Below are 22,671 nucleotides of genomic sequence, written 5' to 3' on the forward strand. Positions count from 1 at the left end.
ACGAAGTGCCCCCGTGGGGCGTGGGGACTACTCCGCAGCCACAGTCCGACGTCGGCGACGCACGATCAGCACGCCCGCGCCCGCCGCGAGCAGCAGGAACGCCACCAGCGCACCGGCACCGAGGCCTGCGGCACCCGTGAACGCGAGCTGCCCATCCGTGGTGATCGTGATCGGGGTCCACCCGATCAGACTCCCGTCGGCAGCCGTCACCGCCAACCGGTGCGCACCAGCCACCGTGTCCGCCGGGATCGTCACCCGAACCGTCCCGTCGGATGCGACCACAGCCGTGCCGATCAGCGTCGGTTCCGAGAACAGCCACACGTTCACCGTGTCACCGGCCGGCGCCGTCCCCACCGTGACCGTGATCGTCTCCCCCGCACGAGCGGTCGCCGGAGCCGACACCCCGCCACGGTTCGCCTCCGTCAACACCGACTCCGACGGCGCCACCGGAGCAACCGGGGCAGCCGAGGGACCCGGGGTCGGGACCGCGGTGGGCGTCCCACCCGGGGTCGGGATCGGGGTCGGCGTCGTGCCGCCGTCGCCCGGCGTCGGAGTCGGCGTCGGCGTGGGCTCCGTTCCCGGATCGGTGTCGCCGCCCTCGCACGGGTACGTCCCCGTGCGGAGCGAGAACCCGTCCGTGTCGTTGTCGTCGGCGTAGAAGGTCGCGCGCTCCCCGTCGGTGCAGACGCCCGAGATCGCGAAGCCCTCGTTGGCGAGCGTGCGGTCGGCAGCCGACGGCGCCTCGTACAGCGTCGACGCGGCGAAGGCCCCGTCGGTCACCTCGAACAGCGCGGTCCGGCCGGAGCACACCTCGTCGCAGACCACCCAGAGCGCGTCGAGCGTCGGGTCGAACTGCACGTCGGCGACGACGGCGAGCGAGGTCGCGATCGTGGCGACCCGCGCCGAGGACCCGTCGTCCATCAGGGCGTAGGCGTACACGCTCGCGGTGCCCTCGACCCCGACGAAGAACAGGCCCTCGCCGTGTCCGGCGTAGCTCGACGGTGCGTAGGCGGCGCCGGTGCGCTCGTCGGCGAAGCCGTGCGCGGTGAGCCAGGTGTCCGGGATCCAGGTGACGCCCTCGAGCCCGGCGTTCGCGCCGAGCCCGGGGAAGTCCGCGGCGAGGTTCCACTCGTCCGTGGCCCGCAGGGTGCCCTCGGCGCCGTCGGTCGTGGCGTAGCGCAGGACCGACGGGCGGCTCGTGCTCGACACGTCGTTGTTGCGCTCGGTCGACACGTAGACGGCGCCGGGGTCGTCGCTCGTGACGGTCACGCCCTCGGCGTCCGGGGTGCCCGTGCCGTCGGCGTAGCGCAGGTCGGTGCCCGCGGCGTTCGACGGCGCCCAGCCGCCCGTGCCGTCCGAGGTCAGGTGGTAGAGCAGGCCGTCGCCGTTCTGCACGGCCCAGAGCTGCCCGTCCCGCGAGCTCCCCGAGGTCGTCCAGTCGAGGCCGCTCAGGTCACCGGTGAAGGTGTCCTCGTCGTCGAGCACGGTCTCGTCCGGGCCGCCGGGCCAGGCCTCGGCGGTGACGACGCCGGCGAACCGGTTCGCCGCGCCCTTCGTGGGCGCTGCCGTCTCGGCGAAGTCGCCGGTGCCGTCGGGGTTGCGGCCGTACGTCGTGGCGGCGTGCGCCGTCCACGAGGTCGAGTCGACGACCGCACCGCGGGCGTCGAAGAGCCGCGCGGAGTCCGCCTTGCCGAGTCCGAAGCCGAACGCCGCCTCGTCGAGGACGGTGAAGCCCCCGGCTGCGACGGTCGTGCCCGCGGGGATCGTGTACGCGTGGTCGTCCTCGCTGTCGCGCAGCACGTACCCGCCCAGGTCGACGGTGGTGCTGCCGGTGTTGGTCAGCTCCACCCAGTCGCCGGGGGTGCCGTCCTGCGACTCGACCTCGTTGATCCGCACGGGCGAGGAGCAGTCGTTCGCAGCCCCCTTGGTCGAGGCCGTGGTGTCCACGAGCGGCCCGACACCGTCGGCGCAGCGAGCGTAGGTGACACCCGCGTGGGTCGTCCAGGCGTACCGGAGCACCAGGTCACCGGCGGGGTCGTACAGGCGCGCGGTGTCCGCACCGCCGAGCCCGAAGTCGAAGCCGGGGGCGGTCGCGGACAGCTGGTCGACGACGAAGTACCCGCCGGCGGCGATCGTCGAGCCGCTGGGCAGCACGTACGCGTCGTGCGAGCCGTCGGAGTCGAGGAACGCGTACCCGGTCAGGTCGATCGCGGTGCCCGAGGTGTTCTTGAGCTCGACCCAGTCGGTGTCGTCGGCGTTCGACTCGACCTCGTTGACGACGAGGCCGTTCGCCGCGACGGCGCCGACGGCCGGGTCGTCGTCACCGACGGCGGCGAGGGCCGGGCTGGCGGTGACGACACCGACGGCGACGACCAGGGCGGTCGCGACGGCGGCGCCGATGCGCAGGGTGGGCGGGCGCAGGGCGGGAGCGCGCATGCAGGGTCCTTCTCGGGGGAGCGAGCGGGCGGAGACCTGCACGACTGTTCAGCATCCACGCGACCGCCCGGTGGCCGCGGGGTGAACGGGCGGTGTCCCGGGTCGCGCCCGTTGCCCTGGACCCGCCGCGTGCGGACGGGAGGCGCGGGGCGGGCCCGCACCGCGCCTCCCGTCCGCCCTGCGGTCGCGCTCACCGCATCCGGTGCGCAGAAGACGTCGGGTCCGCACGGCGAACCCGACGTCTTCTGCACACTCGTTGCTCGAGGTGTCAGCGCTCGGTGACCTCCGAGAAGTCCGGCGTCCCGTCGGGCAGCGCGGGCAGGGGCGTGCCGTCGACGTAGCGGGGCCAGGCCAGGGCGCGGGAGGCCGACGGACGGGACGCGTAGCGACGCCCGTCGGACGCGACGACCGTTCCGGGGGCGGGATCGGAGGCGGAGGCAGGAGCGGGCGCAGGTGCGGGAGCGGACGGCAGCGGCACCTCGGGTGCGGGTGCGGGAGCGGGAGCCGCGGGCGTCGGCGTCGCGCTCCACGCCGGCTGCTGCTCGGGCACCGGCCACGTCGCCGACGGCAGCGTGGCTCGGGGCCGGAACAGCGCGTTGCTCAGGGGCACCACGACGGTCCCGAGCAGGTCGAGGATCACCACCACCCAGACGAGCCGCCAGTAGCCCCGGGCGTAGTCGACGTCCGGCGCGAGCAGCGGGATCGAGAGCAGCAGTGCGAGCAGGGCGATGACGCCGACGGTGGCCTTCGCGACGACCTGCAGGACGGGCGTCGGGTACCGCCGGTGGATCACGAGGAGCAGGTGGACGTGCAGGAGCGCCACCCGGGCGACGCCGACGAGCCAGATCCAGTGCCAGAAGTGCTCCAGGACGAACCAGATGCCGTCACCGGAGACGCCTGTCGGCACGATCCACACCTTGTACAGACCGGCGACCAGCAGGTACATCGACGTGGCGATGCTCGCGAACGCGAAGATCCCGGACCGCCTGGACGACACGTCGGCGTCGTACCAGGACAGCAGCGCGAAGACGACCACCACGACGATCGTCAGGAGCAGCTGCACCGCAACCCGTCCGAAGTCGCCGAGCAGCACCGCGGCGATGCCGACCAGGCCCGCGGCGACGACCGCGCCGATGATCGTCCGGAACACGAGCGGGCGTACCCTCGCCCACCGCGGGTCCATCGTGCCGTCCGTGTCGTTCGCGCTGTCCGTGCTGGCCGTGCTGTCCGTCATGTGTCCCCCGTCGATCCCGCGCACCTGGCGGCTGCGTCGGATCGCAGCGTAGCGGGCCGGGGCGGAGTGCTCCGGCCGGGCAGGCCGCCGAGCGACGACGCCCCTGCCGTCAGCGCCGGATGAGCAGGGTGCTGGCCCTCGGCGAGAGCGCGGCGTCGAGGACCAGGCAGGCGGCACCAACGGCGGCGACGTCGGCACCGCGGTCGCTCTCCACCACCTGCACGGCGTGCTTCGGCACGAGCAGCGGTGACCCGACGATGGCGGTCCGCGCAGCCGGCAGGGCAGCACTCGCGATGCGTGACCAGAACGGGCCGCCGAACACCACGCGGTCGATGTCGAGCAGGTTCACGATGAGGACGACGGCGTTGCCCATGACGGTGCCGGCATCGGCCGCGAGCGTGACGGCGGTGTCGTCCCCGTCCGCGATGGCCGCGGCGAGCTCGTCCCACGCGGCGTTCACGGCGTCGACATCGGCGGCGTCGGCGGCGTCGGTGGCATCGGTGGCGTCTGCACCAGCATCCGCCTCGGCGACCGCGCCGCCGCCTGACAGTGCGAGCCCGCGCGACCGCGCGACCCGCACCAGCCGGTCCGGCGCGACGGCTGCACCGACCTCGCCGCGCGTGCCCGAGCCGTCCGGGGTGCCCGCGAGCGACCCCTGGTCGACCATGATGTGCCCGGCGTCACCAGCGTTCGACCCCACCCCGCGCACGGGTTCGTGGTCGACGACGAGCCCGACGCCGAACCCGGTGCCGAAGTACACGAACGCGAAGTTCCGGGCCGAGGACTCCCCCGCCAGGAACATCTCGCCGACCGCGGCAGCCGTGACGTCCTTCTCGAGCAGGACCGGGTAACCGGTGGCCTCGGCGAGCGCATCGCGCAGCGGCACGTCCCGCCACCGGGGCAGGAACGGCGGGTCGACCACGATGCCGGCCTCGACGTCGATGGGTCCGGGGCTCGCGATCCCGACGCCGAGCACGCTGTCGACGGCCACCCCGGCGTCGGCGACGAGCCCGTCGACGGCCGAGGCGATGGTGCGCACCACCTCCGACGGGTCGTCGGCGGTGGGGGTCGAGGTCGTGGACGCGGCGACGACGGTGCCGGCGAGGTCGAGCAGCACGTAGGTGACGACGGCCGGGTCGACGTGCACGCCGACCGCGTACCGGCTGCCCGGTTCGAGCCGCAGGATGGTGCGGGGCTTGCCGCGGCCCGAGACGACGGTGCCGGACTCGACGATCATGCCGGCCTCGATCAGGAACCGGGTGACGTTCGACACGGTCTGCGCGCTCAGGCCGGTGCGGGCGGCGAGTTCGACGCGGCTCAGGCCGTCGGGCGAGCGGCGGACGGCGTCCAGGACCACGGTGCGGTTGAACCCGCCGATCGACGGGAGGTTCGCTCCGCGTCGATGCTCTGCCATGCCGCGACCATACCGCGACGCCGCTCGGGCACCCGCTCGCGTGGTCCGGTCAGAGCGCCCTGTCCTGGATCAGCCCGCCGGACGTCCGGTCGACGACCGCACCACGAGCGAGACCGGGAGCGTCGCCCCCTGCAGCGCCCCGTCGCCGATCGCCGCGAGCAGCCGTTCCACCGCCACGGTGCCCATCAGGGCGGTCGGTGAGTGCACGGTCGTCATGGGCGTGGGCAGCTGCGCCACGACCGAGATGTCGTTGTAGCCGACGATCGACAGGTCGTCGGGAACGCGGAGGCCGCGTTGCCGCGCGGCGCCCATCACGCCGATCGCCGCGGTGTCGTTGACGGCGAAGATCGCGGTCGGTGGGTCCGACAGCGAGAGCAGCGTGTGCGCGCCGACGACGCCTCCCTCGACCTCGAAGTCGCTGTGGACGACGAGCGCGTCGTCGACGACGAGGTCCCGCCGCTCGTGCGCCAGGCGGAACCCGGCCGCCCGCTCCACGGCGGTGCTGGCGTGGCGCGGCCCGGCGATGACGCCGATGCGGCGGTGCCCCAGCGCGAGCAGGTGTTCCGTCGCCATCCGGCCGCCCTCGACGTCGTCACCGACCACGGCGGGCATCCAGTCCCCGGGGTGGCGGTTCGTCGCGATGACCGGCACGGGGAGGTCGATCAGCCGAGGGTTCGGGGACGACAGGTGGAGCGAGCTGACGATGAGGCCGTCGACCTGTCGGGAGAGCAGGAAGTCGACCGCGTCCAGTTGCGCGCCCATGTCGTCCGGCGGCGTCGTGAGCAACAGCTGGTACCCGGCTGAGCGGGCGGCCGACTCGACGGACTGGCAGATCGTCGCGATGACCGTGTCGGCGAGCCGTGGCATCACGACGCCGATGGTGTTCGACCGCCGGGTCCGGAGCGATGCTGCGAGTCGGTTGGGGCGGTACCCGAGCTCGGCCGCCGCCGCGATCACCCGCTGCGCCGAGGCGCTCCACCCCTTGGTCGGCTCCGCCTGTCGGAGCACGCGCGACGCCGTCGAGATGTGCACGCCGGCGAGCGCAGCGATGGCCTGGAGGTTCACGTCACCACGACGATCCTGCTGACCGTGTCCGGCCGGGTCGTCGCTCGTACTGCCCATCCGTCGAGTCTAGGTGACAGATCGTCGTCACACCGGACGGCGCGAACGTTTGCAGGCGCCGCACCCGACGACAGCCCGGGCGAGCCGAAACACACTGGTTACACGGTTGGACGTCGATCGAAACAGTCGACTGTCAGGATTCCGGTCAATGCAAACGATTGCACAAATTGCAGCAACGACGAGAGACGGTGTCCCATGGTGAAAGAGATCTTCGTGTCCTTCGGCGTCGACATCGACGCGGTCGCAGGCTGGCTCGGCTCCTACGGAGGGGCGGATTCCCCCTCGGACATCCAGCGCGGGATCTTCGCGGGACGGACCGGCGTCCCCCGTCTGCAGAAGGTGTTCGACCGCGCCGACATCGCAGCGACCTGGTTCATCCCCGGCCACTCGCTCGAGACCTTCCCGGACCAGTGCAAGGCCCTGTTCGACGCCGGCCACGAGATCGGTGCGCACGGGTACAGCCACGAGAACCCCGTGGCGATGACCGAGGCGCAGGAGGACGCGGTGATGGAGCGCTCGGTCGAGCTGATCACGCGACTCACGGGTCAGCAGCCGACGGGCTACGTCGCTCCGTGGTGGGAACTGAGCAGCTACACGCCCACGCTCCTGGAGAAGTTCGGGTTCAGCTACGACCACAGTCAGCAGCACAAGGACTTCGTCCCCTACTACTCGATCGTCGGCGACCAGTGGACACCGATCGACTACTCGCAGGACCCGCACACGTGGATGACGCCGCTCGTCCACGGGAGCGAGATCGACCTCGTCGAGATCGCGGCGAACTGGTACGTCGACGACCTGCCCCCGATGATGTTCATCAAGTCGAGCCCGAACAGCCACGGCTTCGTCAACCCGCGCGACGTCGAGCAGATGTGGAAGGACCAGTTCGACTGGGTGTACCGCGAACTCGACTACGCCGTCTTCCCGATCACGATCCACCCCGACGTCTCCGGGCGGCCGCAGGTCCTGCTCATGATCGAGCGGCTCATCGAGTACATCGGGGGCCACGAGGGCGTCCGGTTCGTCACGATGAACGAGATCGCCGACGACTTCCGCGTCCGCTTCCCGTTCGCGCAGCCCGAGCGCCCACGCGAGTACTGATGTGCGGCGGATGTGGCGGCAACGGCGGGCACCGTGACTGGTACGCCGCCGGTGTCGAGGACACCGCCGCGGCGCGCAAGCGGGCGCAGCTCCGGCTGGCCGCCTGGGCGACCCGGCTCTTCGCGGACGATCGGATCCGCGTCCACGAGGTCCCGGGCACCGTGCGGCTCGTGATCGTCGGGCCGACCGGCAAGCGCGTCGTGGCCCAGGGCGTCGACGGGGTCCTGGACGCGGTCGAACAGGTCGGCGCCGGGCGCACGGACTGGTCGGCCGTCGCCACCCGCGTCCGCAGGGCCGACCCGCGTGACGACACCGACTGGGAACACCGCAGCCTCGCCCGCGCGGTCGATCGACGAAGGGACACCCTGCCGTGACGGACCCCACGCTCCCCCGGATCGTGTACCTCGCCCTCGGCGGGACCATCGCGAGCGTCACCTCGGGCGATCCGCGCGACTGCGGCGCCGTGCCGCGGATCGCAGCCCGCGACCTCCTCGCCGGTGTGCCGGCCATCGCGCAGGTCGCACGGGTCGAGGCCCGCCAGCTCGGCATGGTGCCCTCTCCCTCGCTCGACTTCGACGACGTGCAGCGGGCCCTCGACGCCGCGCGCGACGCCGTCGCCTCCGGAGCCTCGGGCGTCGTGCTGTCGCAGGGCACGGACACCATCGAGGAGACCGCGTACCTGCTCGACCTCGCCTGGGACCGCCCCGAGCCCCTCGTGCTGACCGGAGCGATGCGCCACGCCTCCTCGCCCGGCGCGGACGGCCCGGCGAACCTGTTGGCGGCCGTGTGCGTGGCCGCGGCACGGGCAGCAGTGGGACGTGGCGTCCTCGTCGTGCTCGACGACGAGGTGCACGCCGCCGGGACGGTCCGCAAGACGCACACCTCGTCGACCGGTGCCTTCGCCTCACCGGGTTCCGGTCCGCTCGGACGGGTCACCGAGGGCTCGCCCGTCTTCCACGCTCCGGCGTCCCGAGCGCCCGCGCTCACCACACGCGTCGCACCGCTGCCACCGGTGGCCCTGCACCGGGTCACCCTCGCCGACGACGGCCGGGTCCTGTCGACCCTGGACGGACTCGGGTACCGCGGCGCGGTCATCGAGGGCTTCGGCGGCGGGCACGTCGCCGAGCGCACGGTCGACGCCGTCCGCGCACTCGCCGCGCAGATGCCGGTCGTGCTGGCGTCGCGGACCGGCGCCGGTGCGACCCTCACGACGACGTACGGCTTCGCGGGCGGCGAGATCGACCTGCTCGGCGCCGGGCTCGTCCCCGCCGGCAACCTCGACGGCCTCAAGGCGCGTCTCCTGCTGGCCGCGCTGCTCGCCCTCGACACCCCGGACGACCGCATCCACGCGGCGTTCGCCGCCCACGGCCGGGGCTCGCCCCCGACCGGCCACCCCTGACCGCACCCACGCTCCGCCTCCGCCCGTCAGCCCGCGCCGCGACACCGTCGCAGCGCCGCACCGCCGTACCGAGAGGAAGACCATGTCCACCACGACCATCCACGAGCCCGAGGACCTCGAGCTCGCCACCGGGACGTTCCCGACGATCGGGCCGAAGGAGACCAAGCGCGGCGCGACCCTGGCATTCTTCGCCTGGACCCTCGCCGTCTACGACTTCATCATGTTCGGCACGCTCCTGCCCCGCATCGCCGAGGACTTCGGGTGGAACGAACAGACCGCCCTGCTGGCGAACACCCTCGTGAGCGTCGGTGTCTTCGTCGTCGTCGTCCTCGTCGGTCTGTTCGTGGACCGACTCGGCCGGCGCCGCGGCATGATGATCACGATCGGCGGCGCGGCCCTGTCGTCGCTGCTGACGGCGGCGTCGACGGGGGTCGCCTCGCTCGTCGGCTTCCGGGCTCTGAGTGGCTTCGGGATGGCCGAGCAGTCGGTGAACTCCACCTACCTCAACGAGGTCTTCGCGCTCACCGAGCTCGAGGGCGTCAAGAAGCGTCGCGGCTTCTTCTACAGCCTCGTCCAGACCGGGTGGCCGATCGGCGCGCTCCTCGCCGCCGCGTTCATCGCCGGCATCAACGGGCTGTTCGGACAGGAGTCCTGGCGGCTCGCGTTCCTCATCGCCACCGTTCCGGCGCTGTTCGTGCTGTTCCTGCGCAAGGGCATCAAGGAGACGCCGCAGCACCGTCTGAACACGTACCTGCGGCAGCTGCGGAAGTCCGGTCGCACCGAGGAAGCCACGGAGGTCGCCGCCCGCTTCGGCATCGTCGACGAGGGTCCGAACCCGCTGCGGGCGATCTTCGGCCGACGGTACGCACGCAACACCGTCGTGCTCTCGATCGCGTGGATCGTGAACTACTTCGGCATCACCACCACGAGCGTGCTCGGGACGACGATGCTCGAGGGCGTCAAGGGTGTCGACGCGAGCATGTCGCTGCTCATCATCGTGCTGTCGAACGTGGTCGGCGCCGCCGGCTACCTGTTCCACGGCTGGCTCGGCGACATCATCGGCCGCAAGACCACGATCGTCGTGGGCTGGGTGCTCGCGGGTGTCTGCTGGACCCTCTTCGTGCTCGGGCCGGACGACTTCGGCTACGTCCTGGTCACGTACATGCTGACGCTGTTCTTCCTGCTCGGACCGTACGCGTCGCTGCTCTTCCTGCAGGCGGAGTGCTTCGACTCGAGCTGCCGCGCCACCGGGTCCGCGTTCGTCACCGCGATGGGACAGCCCGGCACCATCATCGGCTCGGCTGTGCTGACGGCCCTCGTCGCCGGGAGCATCGGGCTCGGCCCGGCCGCCCTCATCGTCGGTGCGGGCGGCATGGTCCTCTCCGGTCTGATCATGCTCGGCACGAAGCGCGTGGCGGTGATCGACCATTGAACGCCACGACACCGACCGGCGTGTACTCCGAGTTCTCGGGCAGCGTGGTCGTCATCACCGGCGCCGCGAGCGGGATCGGCGCGGCCCTCGCCGTGCAGCTCGCCGAGTACGGCGCGAACATCGTCATCCCCGTGTTCGCGGGTGACCCGCACGATCCCACACCCGTCGTCGACGCCGTCGAGGCGGCCGGGGGCAGTGCGCTGACGGTCACCGCGGACGTCCGCAGCACCGAGGACGTCGACGCCGTCTTCCAGGCGGCCGTGGACCGCTGGGGTCGCGTCGACCACGTGGTGGCGGGAGCGGGGGTCCTCCGTCGGCAGCCGCTCGACACCATGACCGACGCGGCGTGGGACGACATCCTGCAGGTGGACCTGCACGGTGTGATGCGCACGCTCCGGGCCGGTGCCCGGCACCTCGACCGGGGCGGGTCGATGGTGGCCGTGTCCTCGATCGCGGGCGGCGTGTACGGCTGGGTCGCACACAGCCACTACGCCGCGTGCAAGGCGGCGGTGATCGGCCTCGCCCGGAGTGCGGCAGCCGAGCTGGCGCCGCGCGGGATCCGGGTGAACACCATCGTCCCGGGGCTCATCGAGACGCCGCAGTCCTCGGACGCCCAGAACTCGCTCGGCCCGGCGGGCCTCGCCGCCGCGGGTGCGCGGATCCCGTGGGGTCGTGTCGGCCACGCCGACGAAGCAGCCGCGGCCATCCGGTTCCTGCTCAGCCACGAGGCGCGCTACGTCACCGGGCAGGAACTCGTCGTCGACGGCGGCCTGACCATCCTGATGGCCGACTGATGCGCGACGGGACGGTGTTCGACCTCACCGGGACGACCGCCCTGGTGACGGGTGGCGCGAGCGGCATCGGGCTCGCGATCGTGGAGACCTTCGTCGCCGCCGGAGCGCGGGTCGTCGCCGCGGACCTCGACGCCGACGGCCTGGCGGACCTCGCCGAGCGGCTGGGCGTCCGGACCATCGTGCTCGACGTCACCGACGAGGACCGGGTCGAGGCCGCCGTGGCCTCGGTCGACGAGGAGTCCGGCGGGATCCAGGTCCTGGTGAACGCCGCCGGCGTGCTCACGCAGGCCCCGCTCGAGGAGCTCACCACCGCTGACTGGGCGCGCGTCATGGCGATCGACCTGACCGGGGTCTTCCTGGTGATGCGAGCAGTCGGTCGGCGGATGCTCCGCGACGGGCACGGGCGCATCATCAACCTCGCCTCCCAGCTGGCGATCAAGGGCGGCTCCGAGGTCGCGCACTACGCGGCCGCGAAGGCCGGGGTCATCGCGCTGACGAAGAGCGCCGCGATCGAGTGGAGCGGACGGGGCGTGCTCGTCAACGCGATCGCACCCGGCCCGATCGTGTCCCCGATGACGGATCGGATGACGGCGCAGTGGCGGACGGACAAGGCCGCGGAGCTCCCGATCGGACGTTTCGGGGTCCCGGCCGAGGTGGCGCCGACCGCCCTGCTGCTCGCGTCGTCGCCAGCGGGGGACCTGTACACCGGGCAGACGCTCGGCCCGAACTCGGGTGACGTCATGCCGTGAGCACCACACGCCGGTCGGCCGCCCGGTTCCGCCGCGGCAACGGTGCGGTCTCGGTCTGCCGTCGTCACTGGCTTCCGCAGGGTCTGCACCGTTACCCTGGCCGCATGTCCGACCTGCGCCTGGAAGAACTCTCCGCGAAGACCGCTGCCGCGGCCAACTCCCTGACGCTCAAGCCGGGCCAGGAACAGTTCGTGCAGCCGACCACCTACGGGGTCGCCGAGTCCGACGTCAAGCCGAGCTCCGCGTGGACCCGTGTCGTCCTCGACGACGACGAGGTCCTCGGCCTGATCATCGGTTCGTTCGACGCCGACAACGCGCAGGAAGAGCTGCGCAGCTGCATCTGGCGCGTCAACGTGGCGGCGAGCGCACAGGGCCGGGGCGTCGGTCGCTTCGCCGTGCACGGGCTGGCGGACGAGGCACGCAGCCGTGGGTTCGAGCGACTGACGGTCGTGTACGAGCCGGGCGGCGACGACAGCCCCGAGGCGTTCTTCCGCGCCGTGGGGTTCGAGGTCGTGCGCGAGACCCAGTACGGCGACCACTTCGCGGTCCTGACGCTCTAGCACTCCCCGTACGACGTGCCCTCCGACGACGTGGCATCCGACGACGCCCCCGTCGACTTCGGCGCCGCCGTCGCCGAGGTGGTGCGGATGATCCCGCCGGGTCACGTCATGACGTACGGCGACGTCGCCGCAGCCCTCGGGTCGCGGGCGTCGCGTGCCGTCGGCAAGGTGATGGCGCACGAGGGCGCCGACCTGCCGTGGTGGCGCGTGGTGCGCGCGGGTGGGCACCCGCCGCTGCACCACGAGGCCCGTGCGCTCGAGCACTACCGCGTCGAGGGGACGCCGCTCGTGCAGGGGACGACGGCCTGGAGGCTCGACATGCGTCGTGCGCGCTGGTCACCCGCCACGGACGCGGACGACCCGTTCTGATCCCCGGCCGCGCAGGCCGGCCCGCCAGGGCCCACCGTCAGCGGTCGAAGCGCGCACCCTTCGGGTTCGCGGGCAGCAGGCACAGCACGTACACGATGAGCGAGCCGAGGCCCGGCAGCACGTGCAGGAACTGCCAGAAGCCGGACAGGTTGGCGTCGTGCAGCCGTCGGGCGCCGAGGGCGAGGGAGCCGATGAGCGTCGCGAGCACCCACAGCATGAACAGGTACGAGCCGACGGGGTTCTCGAGCACCGGGGTGTCCGGCGTGAACACCTGCGGCACGAGCTGCAGCACGAGCCCGATCGCGAACGACGTCAGCCACCACCACCAGAACTCGGCGCGCGATGCCCGTCCGGTGAACACGGTGTACTTCCGCCAGAACCGTCGGACGGCCTCGGTGAAGGGGGCACCGTAGAAGGGGTCGTGCAGGGCGACGCCGCCGGGCTGCACCACGCTGTCGTTGCTCATGGAGCAAGCCAACCACGTGGTGCAGCCCGACCGGGGCCTAGACGAGCGAGTCGCGCCAGGCCGCGTGCAGCTGGGCGAACCGCCCGGTGCCGGCGATGAGGTCGGCGGGGGTGCCGTCCTCGACGATCCGGCCGTGTTCCATCACGAGCACCCGGTGGGCGATCGCGACGGTGGACAGCCGGTGCGCGATGATCACCGCGGTGCGGTCGGCGAGCAGGGTCTCCAGACCCTCTTGCACGAGTCGCTCCGAGGGGATGTCGAGCGACGCCGTGGCCTCGTCGAGGATGAGCACCTTCGGGTCCGCGATGAACGCCCGCGCGAACGAGAGCAGCTGCCGCTGACCCGCCGAGACACGGCCGCCGCGCTTGTTCACGTCGGTGTCGTACCCGTCGGGTAGCGCCATGATGAACTCGTGCGCGCCGACGGCCTTGGCGCTCGCCTCGATCTCCTCACGCGACGCACCGGGCTTGCCGAGCGCGATGTTGTCCGCGACGGTGCCGGAGAACAGGTACGCCTCTTGTGTGACCATGACGATCGCGCGGCGCATGTCCTTCGTGTCGAGGTCCCGCAGGTCCACACCGTCGAGCTTGACCGAGCCCTGGGTCGGGTCGTAGAAGCGCGCCATGAGCTTGGCGAGCGTCGACTTGCCGGCACCGGTGGACCCGACGAGGGCGATCGTCTGCCCCGACGGGATGTGCAGGTCGAACTCCGGCAGCACGACCTTGCCCTGGTTGTAGGCGAAGACGACGTCGTCGAAGTCCATCTTCCCGGTGGCGTCCGCCAGGCGGGTGGGCTTCACGGGGTCCGGCACGCTCGGCCGTTCCTCGAGGACACCCGAGATCTTCTCCATCGCCGCCGACGCCGACTGGTACCCGTTGTAGAACATCGCGAGTTCCTGCGCCGGGTCGAAGAAGCGCTTGGCGTACAGCGCGACCGCGAGCAGCGCACCGACCTCGAGCGTCCCGCCGACGATCCGGAAACCACCGACGATGACGACCGCGGCGAGCGTGGCGTTGCCGATGAGCACGAGCACGGGGTCGAAGGTCCCGAACAGGTTGAACACCTTCGTGTTCGCCACCCGGTAGTCCTCGACGTAGCCGCCGTACTCGTCACGGTTGCGGGACTCCTTGCGGAACGCCTGCACCGCGCGGATGCCCGTCATCGTCTCGACGAAGTGCACGATGACGCGCGCCGAGGTGACACGGGTGGAGCGGAACAGCGTCTGCGAGTTCGTCTGGAACCAGCGGATCAGGAACCAGAGCGGCACGAGCGACACCGCGAGCACGAGCCCGGACGTCGGGTCGAGCAGCACCAGGGCCACGGCGGTGAACGCCATGTACAGCACACCCTGGATGAGCTGGTTCAGCCCGGAGTCGAGCAGCTCGCGGATCGAGTCGAGGTCACTCGTCTGGCGCGAGATGATCCGGCCCGACGTGTAGGTCTCGTGGAACTCGAGCGAGAGCCGCTGCGTGTGCAGGAACACCCGCTTGCGCAGGTCGAACAGGATCGCCTGGCTGATCCGTGCCGCGAGCACCGTGTACCAGGCAGTGAGCACCGCGCCGAGGACGGCCACGACGATGTACGTCGCGACGACCCCGAACGCCGGCACCCAGTCGTTCTGGTCCATCACCGCGGGCAGGGCGTTGTCGATGCCCCACGCGATGAGCGCCGGACCCGCGACGGTGCCGGCGGTCGAGACCACGACCACGATCCCGAGCAGCACCAGCCGGAGCTTCAGCGGTGCGGCGAGGGACCCGAGCAGGGCGAGGGACCGGCGCCGCAGACGCTTGCTCTCGGCCTTCGTGAAGTCCTCACGCTCCTCGCCGCGCACGCCCATGGTGGTGATCGAGGCGGTGACGGGGGCGGCAGCCTGCTCGTCCGGAGCTTCCTGCGGGACGGACGCCGTTCCTCCCGGCAGGTTCTGGTCGGTCTGCTGGCTCATGCCATCGCCTCCTGTCGTGCGGTCGCGTCGTCGTCGTCGAGCGACGAGATGACGTAGCGGTAGTGCTCGTTGGTGGCCATCAGGTCGTGGTGGGTCCCGACGGCCGTGACGACGCCGTTCTCCATCAGGGCGACCCGGTCGGCCAGCGTCACCGTCGACGGACGGTGCGCCACGATGAGCGACGTGGTGTCGGCGAGCACGCGTCGCAGGCCCGCCTCGACCCGTGCCTCGGTGTCGACGTCGAGCGCCGACAGCGGGTCGTCGAGCACCAGGACCGACGGCCGCGCGGCGATCGCGCGGGCGAGTGCCAGACGCTGGCGCTGCCCACCGGACAGCGACAGCCCCTCCTCACCGACCCGGGTGTCGACGCCGTCGGGCAGGTCGTCCACGAAGGACGCCTGCGCGATGTCGAGCGCCTCGCGCATGAGCGCCTCGGCCTCGGCACCCTGCACGTCCGGTCGACCGAGCAGCACGTTCTCACGCACGGTCGACGAGAACAGGGTGGCGTCCTCGAAGGCGACGCCGACGTGCCGGCGCAGTTCCTCGCGGGTGAGGTCGCGGATGTCGACCCCGTCGATCGTCACCGAACCGCCGGTCACGTCGTACAGACGCGGCACGAGCGAGAGCAGCGTCGTCTTGCCGCAGCCGGTGAGCCCGACGAGCGCCATGGTCTCGCCCGGCTGCAGCTGCAGTTCGACGCCGTTGATCAGGTCCGGGTACTGCGGTGCGGAGTCCTGGTACCGGAAGTGCACGCCGTTGAACGACAGCGCACCGTGCGGCTCCGCGATCGTCTTCGGGTGCTCCGGGTCCGTGATGGTGTTCTCGGAGTCCATGACCTCGAAGAAGCGGTCGACCGCTGTGCGGGTGTCGAACGTCATCGAGAGCAGGAAGCCGATCGACTCGATCGGGAACCGCAGCACCGTCGCCGTCGCGAAGAACGCGAACAGCTGGCCGACGCTGAGCTGCCCCTGCGATGCCAGCCAGATGCCGGCGAGCAGGCACAGCGCGAACGCGACGTCCGGCACGAGCAGCAGCCACAGCCAGATGCCCGCGATGGCCTTCGCCTTCTTGATCTCGGTGCCGCGCAGGGCCTCGGCCTGCTCGCTGAACTCCTCGAGCTTCGCCCCGCCGCGACCGAAGGCCTTGAGCACGCGGATGCCGTGCACCGACTGCTCGACGCTCGTGGCGAGGTCACCGACCTGGTCCTGGCTGCGGCGTGCGACGGCGGAGTACCGGCGCTCGAACAGCAGGCCGTTGATCCACAGCGGGATCGACGCGATCAGGAAGATCAGCCCGAGGATCCACCCGAAGGTGAACAGCACGACGAAGCCGACGACGATCGTCACGATGTTCACGACGAGCAGGACGACGCCGAAGGCCAGCCAGCGCCGGATCAGCGACAGGTCCGACACGGAGCGGGACAGCAGCTGCCCGGACTCCCAGCGGTCGTGGAACGCGACCGGCAGGTCCTGCAGCTTCGCGTAGAGCGAGTTGCGCATGCTGGTCTCGATGCGGGTCGAGGGGCGCATCACCAGCCGGCGGCGCGAGGCGATGAAGAACGCCTCGAGCACACCGAGGGCGAGCACCCCGAGCCCGGCGGGCCAGATCTGTGCCGAGTCGCGCGACGACAGCGGACCGTCGACGAGCCACTGCAGCACGTAGGGGATTGCGAGCGCCACCAGGGAGGCTCCCATCGCTGCGGCCATGCCGCCGATGAGGCGCCCCTGGTAGGGCTTCACGTAGGGGTAGATCCGCGCGATCGCGCGGAAGGTGGACGGGCGCGCCGTGGTGGGCGACTTGGACATGCGTTGCGTCCTCATGCGTCTGCCGGGTCCCCGGGTCGCGCTGCGCGGTGCGTGCTCGCTGCTTGCTTGCTGCTTGCTTGCTGCTTGCTCGCTTGCTGCTTGCTTGCTCGCGTCGCGCGGCTTCGGCCTGGAGGCTCGGTGTGGCGTTGCGTGGTGATCATCGGCCGGGCGCGTGGTCGCGTCTCCGCCGTCACTCGCGTGACGTCGGTCGGGCCGGAGGCACCGAGGGACAGTCGTCCCCCGGGTTCAGGCGGGTGGTTCGCGGACGCCGGTGGTGCTGCGTCGCGGGGCCGTGGGAACGGCCCGACTAGACGGCGGCCGCGGCGCGGGGCCGCGGTGCGATCAGGGATCGCCGTGCGGGAGTGGTCCCCACGACGGACACGAGACCTGCACGGGCGGCCGTCGCCACGGTTCCGGTCATGTTGTCCATCGTCACTCCAGTCGTCGTCTTCGTCACCGTTGTGTCCGCGGTGCCGCCGGTCCCGAGGGATCGTCGGCTGCCTGCCGCGGAGCCTTACAGACTATTCACAGTGACTCACGGCGCGCAATGGTTCGCCACCGATTGTTCACATCAGTGGAAGAAGTGGCGCTCGCTCGTGAAGTACATCGTGACGCCGGCGGCCTTCGCCGCGGCGATGACCTCGTCGTCGCGGACGCTGCCACCGGGCTGCACCACCGCACGGACACCGGCGTCGAGCAGCACCTGCAGGCCGTCGGCGAACGGGAAGAACGCGTCCGACGCCGCGACGCTGCCGGTCGCACGGTCACCCGCACGGTTCACCGCGAGGTGGCAGGAGTCGACCCGGTTGACCTGGCCCATGCCGACACCGACGCTCGCACCATGGTTCGCCAGCAGGATGGCGTTCGACTTCACCGAACGGCTCGCCTTCCACGCGAAGGCCAGGTCGGCGAGGGTCTGCTCGTCGGCGGGCTCGCCGGCGACGAGGGTCCAGGTGGCCTGGTCGAAGCCCGTGAAGCGGTCGGCGTCCTGCACCAGGAACCCGCCGGAGATCTGCTTGACCTCGCGGTCGGCGAGCGCGAAGTCGGCCGGCAGCGTGAGCAGGCGGATGTTCTTCTTGCGCGACAGGATCTCGAGCGCCTCGGGGTCGAACCCGGGGGCGACGACGACCTCGGTGAAGATGTCCTTCACGGTCTCGGCCATGGCCACGGTGACCGGGCGGTTCGCGGCGATGACCCCGCCGAACGCCGAGAGCGGGTCGCAGGCGTGCGCGGCGGCGTGGGCCGAGGCGATCGGGTCGGCGGAGTCGGCCGGGGCGATCGCGATGCCGCACGGGTTGGCGTGCTTGATGATCGCGACGGCGGGCTCGTCGAAGTCGAAGGCCGCACGGACCGCTGCGTCGGCGTCGACGTAGTTGTTGTACGACATCTCCTTGCCGTGCAGCTGCGTTGCCTGCGCGATGCCGGTGCCGTCCGACGTCGTGTAGAGCGCCGCGGCCTGGTGGGCGTTCTCGCCGTAGCGCAGGGTCGCCGACAGCTCGGCCTCGACCGCCAGGTGCTCGTCGAACGCACCGGGGGTCCGGATGTCGCCGGCGGTCGTCGGGGCTGCAGCGGCCGTGACGACGTCGCTCGCGAAGTACGACGCCACCGCGGTGTCGTAGGCGGCGGTGTGCGCGAAGGCCTGGGCGGCGAGGCGCTTCCGGAGCTCGAGCGTGGTTCCGCCGGCACGGACGGCCTCGACGACCTCGGGGTAGGACGCCGGGGACACGACGATCGCCACGTTCGGGTGGTTCTTCGCCGAGGCGCGGACCATCGCGGGGCCGCCGATGTCGACGTTCTCGACCACGGTCGCGGTGTCGGCACCCGACGCCACGGTCTCGACGAACGGGTAGAGGTTCACGACGACGAGCTCGAACGGCGCGATGTCGAGGTCGGCGAGCTGCTGCTCGTGCGACTCGAGCCGCAGGTCGGCGAGCAGGCCGGCGTGCACCGACGGGTGCAGCGTCTTCACGCGGCCGTCGAGGGACTCGGGGAACCCGGTGACGCTCGCGACGTCGGTGACGGCGTACCCGGCGTCACGGATGGCCTGGGCGGTGGAGCCGGTCGACACGATCTCCACCCCGGAGTCGGCCAGGGCACCGGCGAGCTCGAGCAGGCCGGACTTGTCGCTCACCGAGATGAGTGCACGGCGGACCGGGACCACGTCACGGTCGCGGTAGAGGCTGGGGTCGGCTGCGTGCACGCTCATGCGCTCGGGGTGCCCTTCAGGTCGGTGGTGCCGTTGGCGATGTCGAGGATGGTCTGGATGAGCAGGCGGCGCTCGACCGGCTTGATGCGGTCGTGCAGCGTCGACTCGGTGTCCCCCGGCAGCACCGGGATGCGCTCCTGCGCGAGGATCGGCCCCGTGTCGACGCCGTCGTCGACCGCGATGACGCTCGCTCCGGTCTCGGTGACCCCGGCGGCCAGGGCGTCCCGCACGCCGTGGGCGCCGGGGAACTCCGGCAGGTACGCCGGGTGGGTGTTGATGATCCCCGGGGCGAACTCGGACACCACGGCCGGGGGCAGCAGGCGCATCAGGCCGGAGAGCACGAGCAGGTCGGGCGACCACGGGCGGATCTGCTCCGCCAGGGCCTGGCCCCACTCGGCGCGGGAGTCGTAGCGGGTGAACGGCACCGTGAAGGTCGGGATCGAGAACTCCTCGCCCAGCCCGAGCCCCTCGGCGTCGCGGTCGGCACCGATGGCGACGACACGGGCGGGGTACTCGGCGTCGAAGGTCGCTTCGAGCAGGGCTCGGAGGTTCGACCCGGTACCGGAGATCAGGACGACCAGTTCGAGCACGGCACCAACCCTACCGGGAGGCACGGCGTCGGCGGGCGCGGTTACCGGTCGTCCTTCGGCTGTCGCCACCAGGGCAGTTCGTCCTCGGGGATCTGGTCGGTGACGTCCCACTTCGCCGGGCGGGACGGCTCCGCCGGCTTCGAGGCGGGCGCTCGGGTGTCGAGCGCGACGTCCACGCGGTCCGCCTCGGCCGTCTCGTCGACGTCGTCGCGGCCGGCCACGAACTCCTCGGTGTTCCACGGGAACGCGGGCTGCGCGTCGGTCGGCACCGCGGTGGGTGCGGGTGTGGACGCGGTGGGCCGCTCGGAGCTGGGTCGATCCGGCTCGGCGTCGGAGCCGGTCACGCGGTCGCGGAGTACACCGGCTCGTCCCCGGACGCCCTCGGCCGCACCGGCCAGGCGGTCGCGGAGGCCACCCAGGGCTGCTCGTCCGGCACTGCGGCGCTCCGGTTCGGGCTCGGCGGCCAGGCGGTCGGCGGCCACCGCGTCGGTCTTCGCCCAGTCGGGGAGCTCGACGTCGTGGTCGGTGTCGCCGGCGCGCGGTGCGACGGGCGCGGGTGTGACGGGCGTGGGTGCGGAGGCGGGCCGTGCGGGTGCGGAGGCGGGCTCGCTGCCGATCGGCTCGGTCACGTGTTCGGTCGTCGCACGGGGCCGTGCAGCGGTCGACCCGTCGTGGGACTCCTCGACCACGAAGCGGTGCACGTCGGTGGTGCGCCCGGCGCCGGCCTGGTCGAGCGCGGCGAGCAGGGACCCCTCGCCGACGTCGACACCGGCGCGCTCCGCGTCGTGGGCATCGTCGGATTCGTCGGCCTCGGTCCAACGCTCCCGCGTCCATCCACGGTCCGGCAGCCGGACCAGGTCGCTGCCCGCGGCGAGGGCGATGATCGCCGGCAGGCCGATCTCGAGTGCGGCGAACCCGCCGACCGCGAGGGCGTTCGGGCCGACGTCGGCAAGGCGCCCGGGGCCGAACGAACCGGAGGACACCCAGGCGATGAGCCCCGTGAGCACCCCGGCCACGAGTCCTGCGACGACACCGCCGAGCGCACGGTGCAGCGCGGAGTCGGCGGCGCCCAGGGCCCGCACCAACCGCGGCCGCATCGAGCCGCCGATCGCGAACCCGGCGATGACCGGCACGAGGATCCAGACGAGCCCGAAGGTGTGACCAGAGGTCGGCAGCGCGCCGAAGACCGGCAGGCCGGGGATCGGGCCCAGGGTCGTGGCGATCGGGGACACGCTCGACCCGGTGCCGATCGCGAACCCGGGGCCGATCAGCCACGAGGTGGCCCACCCGACGAAGTCCGGCAGGAACGCGAGCTGCCCGACGGTGAGTGCGACGCCGCCGATGACCCCGGCGTGCGACTGCTCGTACAGGGTGATGACCTCGGCGAACGAGGTGAAGAGGAGCAGGCCGACGAGCACCGCGGCGACCCCGACGACCACGGCGGTCGCGGCGGTCCCGGCGCGCAGGCCGAACCCGGCGACGGACCGCCAGACGGCGGGGATGCGGTCGACCAGGTCGATGATGCGCTGGGTGCCGGCGTCGGCGGGCAGGTCACGGCGACGACGGCAGACCTCGGAGGCGGCGAGTGCGGGGATCCCGAACCAGAGCGCCGGCAGCACCACGGCCTGCCAGAGCGTGGGGCGGGTGGCAGCCGAGGTCGACGACAGGGCGACGGCCAGACCGAGGAGCGCGACGACGGCGGTCCCGACCAGCAGCCCGGTGGTGCGGTGCTCGGTCTCCGCGAACCGACGTCCGGCGCGGGCGCCGAGCCAGGCCGTCACGACCGCGAACCCGAGGGCCGCCAGGGTCACGTGGATGGGGTCGGCTGCGCCGCTGACCCCGGTGCTCTTGGCGAGTGCGGACCCGAGCAGGAACGAGACGTCGACGCCGTGCCCGACGAGCCAGACGCTGCCGGTGGCCTTCCAGAACACGTCCCAGTCGACCTGCAGGCCGTACTCGAACCCCCAGAGCAGCGTCAGGGGCACGAGGGCGATCCCGATGCCGACGCCGACCGTCACGACCGCCTCGATCGCGGCGAGCAGAGCGGTTCCCAGGCGGTTCATCGCAGCGAGGATACGTGAGCCGCAGCCGGAACGACGGGAGGCTCGGCGCGGAACCCGCACCGAGCCTCCCGGCTTCGTCCCGACCGTCTGCCGGGCGCTGGCCGCTAGCGAGCGGCGACGACCTCGCGCAGCAGCGCGGCGGTCTCGGACGGCGTCTTGCCGACCTTGACGCCGGCGGCCTCGAGCGCCTGCTTCTTCGCCTCGGCGGTACCGGCCGAACCGGACACGATCGCGCCGGCGTGGCCCATCGTCTTGCCCTCGGGAGCGGTGAAGCCCGCGACGTAGCCGACGACCGGCTTCGTGACGTGCGCCTTGATGAACTCGGCCGCACGTTCTTCGGCGTCGCCACCGATCTCACCGATCATCACGATGGCCTCGGTCTCGGGGTCGGCCTCGAACGCGGCGAGCGCGTCGATGTGCGTGGTGCCGATGACCGGGTCGCCGCCGATGCCGATGGCGGTCGAGAAGCCGAGGTCCCGGAGCTCGTACATCATCTGGTACGTCAGGGTGCCGGACTTCGAGACGAGCCCGATCGGGCCCTTGCCGGTGATCGTCGCCGGGGTGATGCCGACGAGGGACTCCCCCGGGGTGATGATGCCGGGGCAGTTCGGCCCGATGATCCGGGTCGTGCCGCCCTTCGCCTTGGCGTGCGCCCAGAACTCGGCCGAGTCCTGCACGGGGATGCCCTCGGTGATGACGACGACGAGCGGGATCTCGGCGTCGATGGCCTCCATCACCGCGTCCTTCGCGAACGCCGGCGGGACGAAGACGATCGAGACGTCGGCACCGGTGGTGTCGATGGCCTCGCGCACCGAGCCGAAGACCGGCAGCGACACGTCGCCGTGGGTGACGGTGGTGCCGGCCTTGCGGGCGTTCACGCCGCCGACGACGTTCGTGCCGGCCTTGAGCATCAGGGCGGTGTGCTTCGTGCCCTCGCCACCGGTGATGCCCTGGACGATGACCTTGGAGTCCTTGTTGAGGAAGATCGACAT

19 protein-coding genes are annotated in these 22,671 nt (G+C 71.8%); 8 read left to right on the forward strand and 11 right to left on the reverse strand.

The genetic code is table 11. The annotated features are described in order from the left end of the window. Positions 1-27 precede the first annotated feature (27 nt). The 4 genes from DEI96_RS16170 to DEI96_RS16185 all read right to left on the reverse strand — a co-directional run bounded on the left by DEI96_RS16170 (position 28) and on the right by DEI96_RS16185 (position 6,206). Positions 28-2,436: a lamin tail domain-containing protein gene (locus tag DEI96_RS16170; RefSeq protein WP_284183615.1), complete on the reverse strand. Its 2,409-nt coding sequence runs from the start codon at positions 2,434-2,436 to the stop codon at positions 28-30. Positions 2,437-2,704: 268 nt separating this feature from the next. Next, the gene (locus tag DEI96_RS16175) at positions 2,705-3,670 is read right to left on the reverse strand and encodes a hypothetical protein (RefSeq protein WP_146246964.1); all 966 of its coding nucleotides are present in this window, start codon (positions 3,668-3,670) and stop codon (positions 2,705-2,707) included. A 109-nt stretch (positions 3,671-3,779) separates the two neighbouring features. Then, complete coding sequence (locus DEI96_RS16180; RefSeq protein ID WP_111024789.1) at positions 3,780-5,084, reverse strand: ROK family transcriptional regulator; 1,305 nt, start codon at positions 5,082-5,084, stop codon at positions 3,780-3,782. A 69-nt stretch (positions 5,085-5,153) separates the two neighbouring features. After that, the gene (locus tag DEI96_RS16185; RefSeq protein WP_220039148.1) at positions 5,154-6,206 is read right to left on the reverse strand and encodes a LacI family DNA-binding transcriptional regulator; all 1,053 of its coding nucleotides are present in this window, start codon (positions 6,204-6,206) and stop codon (positions 5,154-5,156) included. A gap of 195 nt (positions 6,207-6,401) precedes the next feature. Here DEI96_RS16185 and DEI96_RS16190 point away from each other — a divergent pair, with 195 nt between their 5' ends. The 8 genes from DEI96_RS16190 to DEI96_RS16225 all read left to right on the forward strand — a co-directional run bounded on the left by DEI96_RS16190 (position 6,402) and on the right by DEI96_RS16225 (position 12,607). Beyond that, positions 6,402-7,304, forward strand: a complete 903-nt coding sequence (locus DEI96_RS16190; protein ID WP_111024790.1) for a polysaccharide deacetylase family protein — start codon at positions 6,402-6,404, stop codon at positions 7,302-7,304. Next, positions 7,304-7,678 carry a hypothetical protein gene (locus DEI96_RS16195; protein WP_111024791.1) on the forward strand — a complete coding sequence of 125 codons (375 nt, stop codon included), beginning with the start codon at positions 7,304-7,306 and terminating at the stop codon, positions 7,676-7,678. Before DEI96_RS16190 ends, DEI96_RS16195 begins: the two co-directional genes overlap by 1 nt. Next, a complete protein-coding gene (locus DEI96_RS16200) occupies positions 7,675-8,703 on the forward strand; it encodes an asparaginase (protein WP_111024792.1) in 1,029 nt (342 codons plus the stop codon). Before DEI96_RS16195 ends, DEI96_RS16200 begins: the two co-directional genes overlap by 4 nt. A gap of 82 nt (positions 8,704-8,785) precedes the next feature. Then, positions 8,786-10,135 (forward strand): MFS transporter, encoded by a 1,350-nt coding sequence (locus DEI96_RS16205; protein WP_175330793.1) that lies wholly within the window; start codon positions 8,786-8,788, stop codon positions 10,133-10,135. Beyond that, on the forward strand, positions 10,132-10,929 hold the full coding sequence (locus DEI96_RS16210) for an SDR family NAD(P)-dependent oxidoreductase (RefSeq protein ID WP_258372990.1): 798 nt from the start codon (positions 10,132-10,134) through the stop codon (positions 10,927-10,929). The genes DEI96_RS16205 and DEI96_RS16210 overlap by 4 nt, the downstream gene beginning before the upstream one ends. Further along, positions 10,929-11,678 (forward strand): SDR family NAD(P)-dependent oxidoreductase, encoded by a 750-nt coding sequence (locus DEI96_RS16215; RefSeq protein ID WP_111024793.1) that lies wholly within the window; start codon positions 10,929-10,931, stop codon positions 11,676-11,678. The genes DEI96_RS16210 and DEI96_RS16215 overlap by 1 nt, the downstream gene beginning before the upstream one ends. 104 nt (positions 11,679-11,782) lie before the next feature. Continuing rightward, a complete protein-coding gene (locus tag DEI96_RS16220; protein WP_027466669.1) occupies positions 11,783-12,238 on the forward strand; it encodes a GNAT family N-acetyltransferase in 456 nt (151 codons plus the stop codon). Between the two features lie 30 nt (positions 12,239-12,268). Beyond that, positions 12,269-12,607, forward strand: coding sequence for an MGMT family protein (locus DEI96_RS16225; RefSeq protein WP_111024811.1), 339 nt, complete (start codon positions 12,269-12,271; stop codon positions 12,605-12,607). Between the two features lie 37 nt (positions 12,608-12,644). Here the strand turns inward: DEI96_RS16225 and DEI96_RS16230 are convergent, their stop codons facing one another. The 7 genes from DEI96_RS16230 to sucD form a co-directional block, all read right to left on the reverse strand. Further along, positions 12,645-13,073, reverse strand: a complete 429-nt coding sequence (locus DEI96_RS16230) for a DUF805 domain-containing protein (RefSeq protein ID WP_110863162.1) — start codon at positions 13,071-13,073, stop codon at positions 12,645-12,647. Between the two features lie 37 nt (positions 13,074-13,110). Then, positions 13,111-14,910, reverse strand: a complete 1,800-nt coding sequence (locus DEI96_RS16235) for an ABC transporter ATP-binding protein (protein ID WP_111024812.1) — start codon at positions 14,908-14,910, stop codon at positions 13,111-13,113. A 101-nt stretch (positions 14,911-15,011) separates the two neighbouring features. Continuing rightward, on the reverse strand, positions 15,012-16,820 hold the full coding sequence (locus DEI96_RS16240; protein WP_027466673.1) for an ABC transporter ATP-binding protein: 1,809 nt from the start codon (positions 16,818-16,820) through the stop codon (positions 15,012-15,014). Positions 16,821-17,391: 571 nt separating this feature from the next. Further along, complete coding sequence (gene purH / locus DEI96_RS16245) at positions 17,392-19,026, reverse strand: bifunctional phosphoribosylaminoimidazolecarboxamide formyltransferase/IMP cyclohydrolase (RefSeq protein WP_111024794.1); 1,635 nt, start codon at positions 19,024-19,026, stop codon at positions 17,392-17,394. Further along, positions 19,023-19,616, reverse strand: a complete 594-nt coding sequence (gene purN, locus DEI96_RS16250) for a phosphoribosylglycinamide formyltransferase (RefSeq protein WP_071404669.1) — start codon at positions 19,614-19,616, stop codon at positions 19,023-19,025. The genes purH and purN overlap by 4 nt, the downstream gene beginning before the upstream one ends. 41 nt (positions 19,617-19,657) lie before the next feature. Further along, the gene (locus DEI96_RS16255; protein ID WP_111024795.1) at positions 19,658-21,679 is read right to left on the reverse strand and encodes a cell division protein PerM; all 2,022 of its coding nucleotides are present in this window, start codon (positions 21,677-21,679) and stop codon (positions 19,658-19,660) included. A 104-nt stretch (positions 21,680-21,783) separates the two neighbouring features. Further along, positions 21,784-22,671, reverse strand: coding sequence for a succinate--CoA ligase subunit alpha (gene sucD, locus DEI96_RS16260; protein WP_071404667.1), 888 nt, complete (start codon positions 22,669-22,671; stop codon positions 21,784-21,786).

The sequence above is a fragment of the Curtobacterium sp. MCLR17_031 genome (assembly GCF_003234775.2).
GTDB lineage: Bacteria > Actinomycetota > Actinomycetes > Actinomycetales > Microbacteriaceae > Curtobacterium > Curtobacterium flaccumfaciens.

What these genes read in the sequence shown, in the direction of transcription:
- DEI96_RS16235 (WP_111024812.1), bottom strand. Translation starts at nt 14,910, where the DNA reads ATGGGCGTGCGCGGCGAGGAGCGTGAGGACTTCACGAAGGCCGAGAGC.
- DEI96_RS16220 (WP_027466669.1), top strand. Translation starts at nt 11,783, where the DNA reads ATGTCCGACCTGCGCCTGGAAGAACTCTCCGCGAAGACCGCTGCCGCG.
- DEI96_RS16190 (WP_111024790.1), top strand. Translation starts at nt 6,402, where the DNA reads ATGGTGAAAGAGATCTTCGTGTCCTTCGGCGTCGACATCGACGCGGTC.
- DEI96_RS16240 (WP_027466673.1), bottom strand. Translation starts at nt 16,820, where the DNA reads ATGTCCAAGTCGCCCACCACGGCGCGCCCGTCCACCTTCCGCGCGATC.
- purH (WP_111024794.1), bottom strand. Translation starts at nt 19,026, where the DNA reads ATGAGCGTGCACGCAGCCGACCCCAGCCTCTACCGCGACCGTGACGTG.
- DEI96_RS16175 (WP_146246964.1), bottom strand. Translation starts at nt 3,670, where the DNA reads ATGACGGACAGCACGGCCAGCACGGACAGCGCGAACGACACGGACGGC.
- DEI96_RS16215 (WP_111024793.1), top strand. Translation starts at nt 10,929, where the DNA reads ATGCGCGACGGGACGGTGTTCGACCTCACCGGGACGACCGCCCTGGTG.
- sucD (WP_071404667.1), bottom strand. Translation starts at nt 22,671, where the DNA reads ATGTCGATCTTCCTCAACAAGGACTCCAAGGTCATCGTCCAGGGCATC.
- DEI96_RS16185 (WP_220039148.1), bottom strand. Translation starts at nt 6,206, where the DNA reads ATGGGCAGTACGAGCGACGACCCGGCCGGACACGGTCAGCAGGATCGT.
- DEI96_RS16170 (WP_284183615.1), bottom strand. Translation starts at nt 2,436, where the DNA reads ATGCGCGCTCCCGCCCTGCGCCCGCCCACCCTGCGCATCGGCGCCGCC.
- DEI96_RS16230 (WP_110863162.1), bottom strand. Translation starts at nt 13,073, where the DNA reads ATGAGCAACGACAGCGTGGTGCAGCCCGGCGGCGTCGCCCTGCACGAC.
- DEI96_RS16205 (WP_175330793.1), top strand. Translation starts at nt 8,786, where the DNA reads ATGTCCACCACGACCATCCACGAGCCCGAGGACCTCGAGCTCGCCACC.
- DEI96_RS16180 (WP_111024789.1), bottom strand. Translation starts at nt 5,084, where the DNA reads ATGGCAGAGCATCGACGCGGAGCGAACCTCCCGTCGATCGGCGGGTTC.
- DEI96_RS16255 (WP_111024795.1), bottom strand. Translation starts at nt 21,679, where the DNA reads ATGAACCGCCTGGGAACCGCTCTGCTCGCCGCGATCGAGGCGGTCGTG.
- DEI96_RS16195 (WP_111024791.1), top strand. Translation starts at nt 7,304, where the DNA reads ATGTGCGGCGGATGTGGCGGCAACGGCGGGCACCGTGACTGGTACGCC.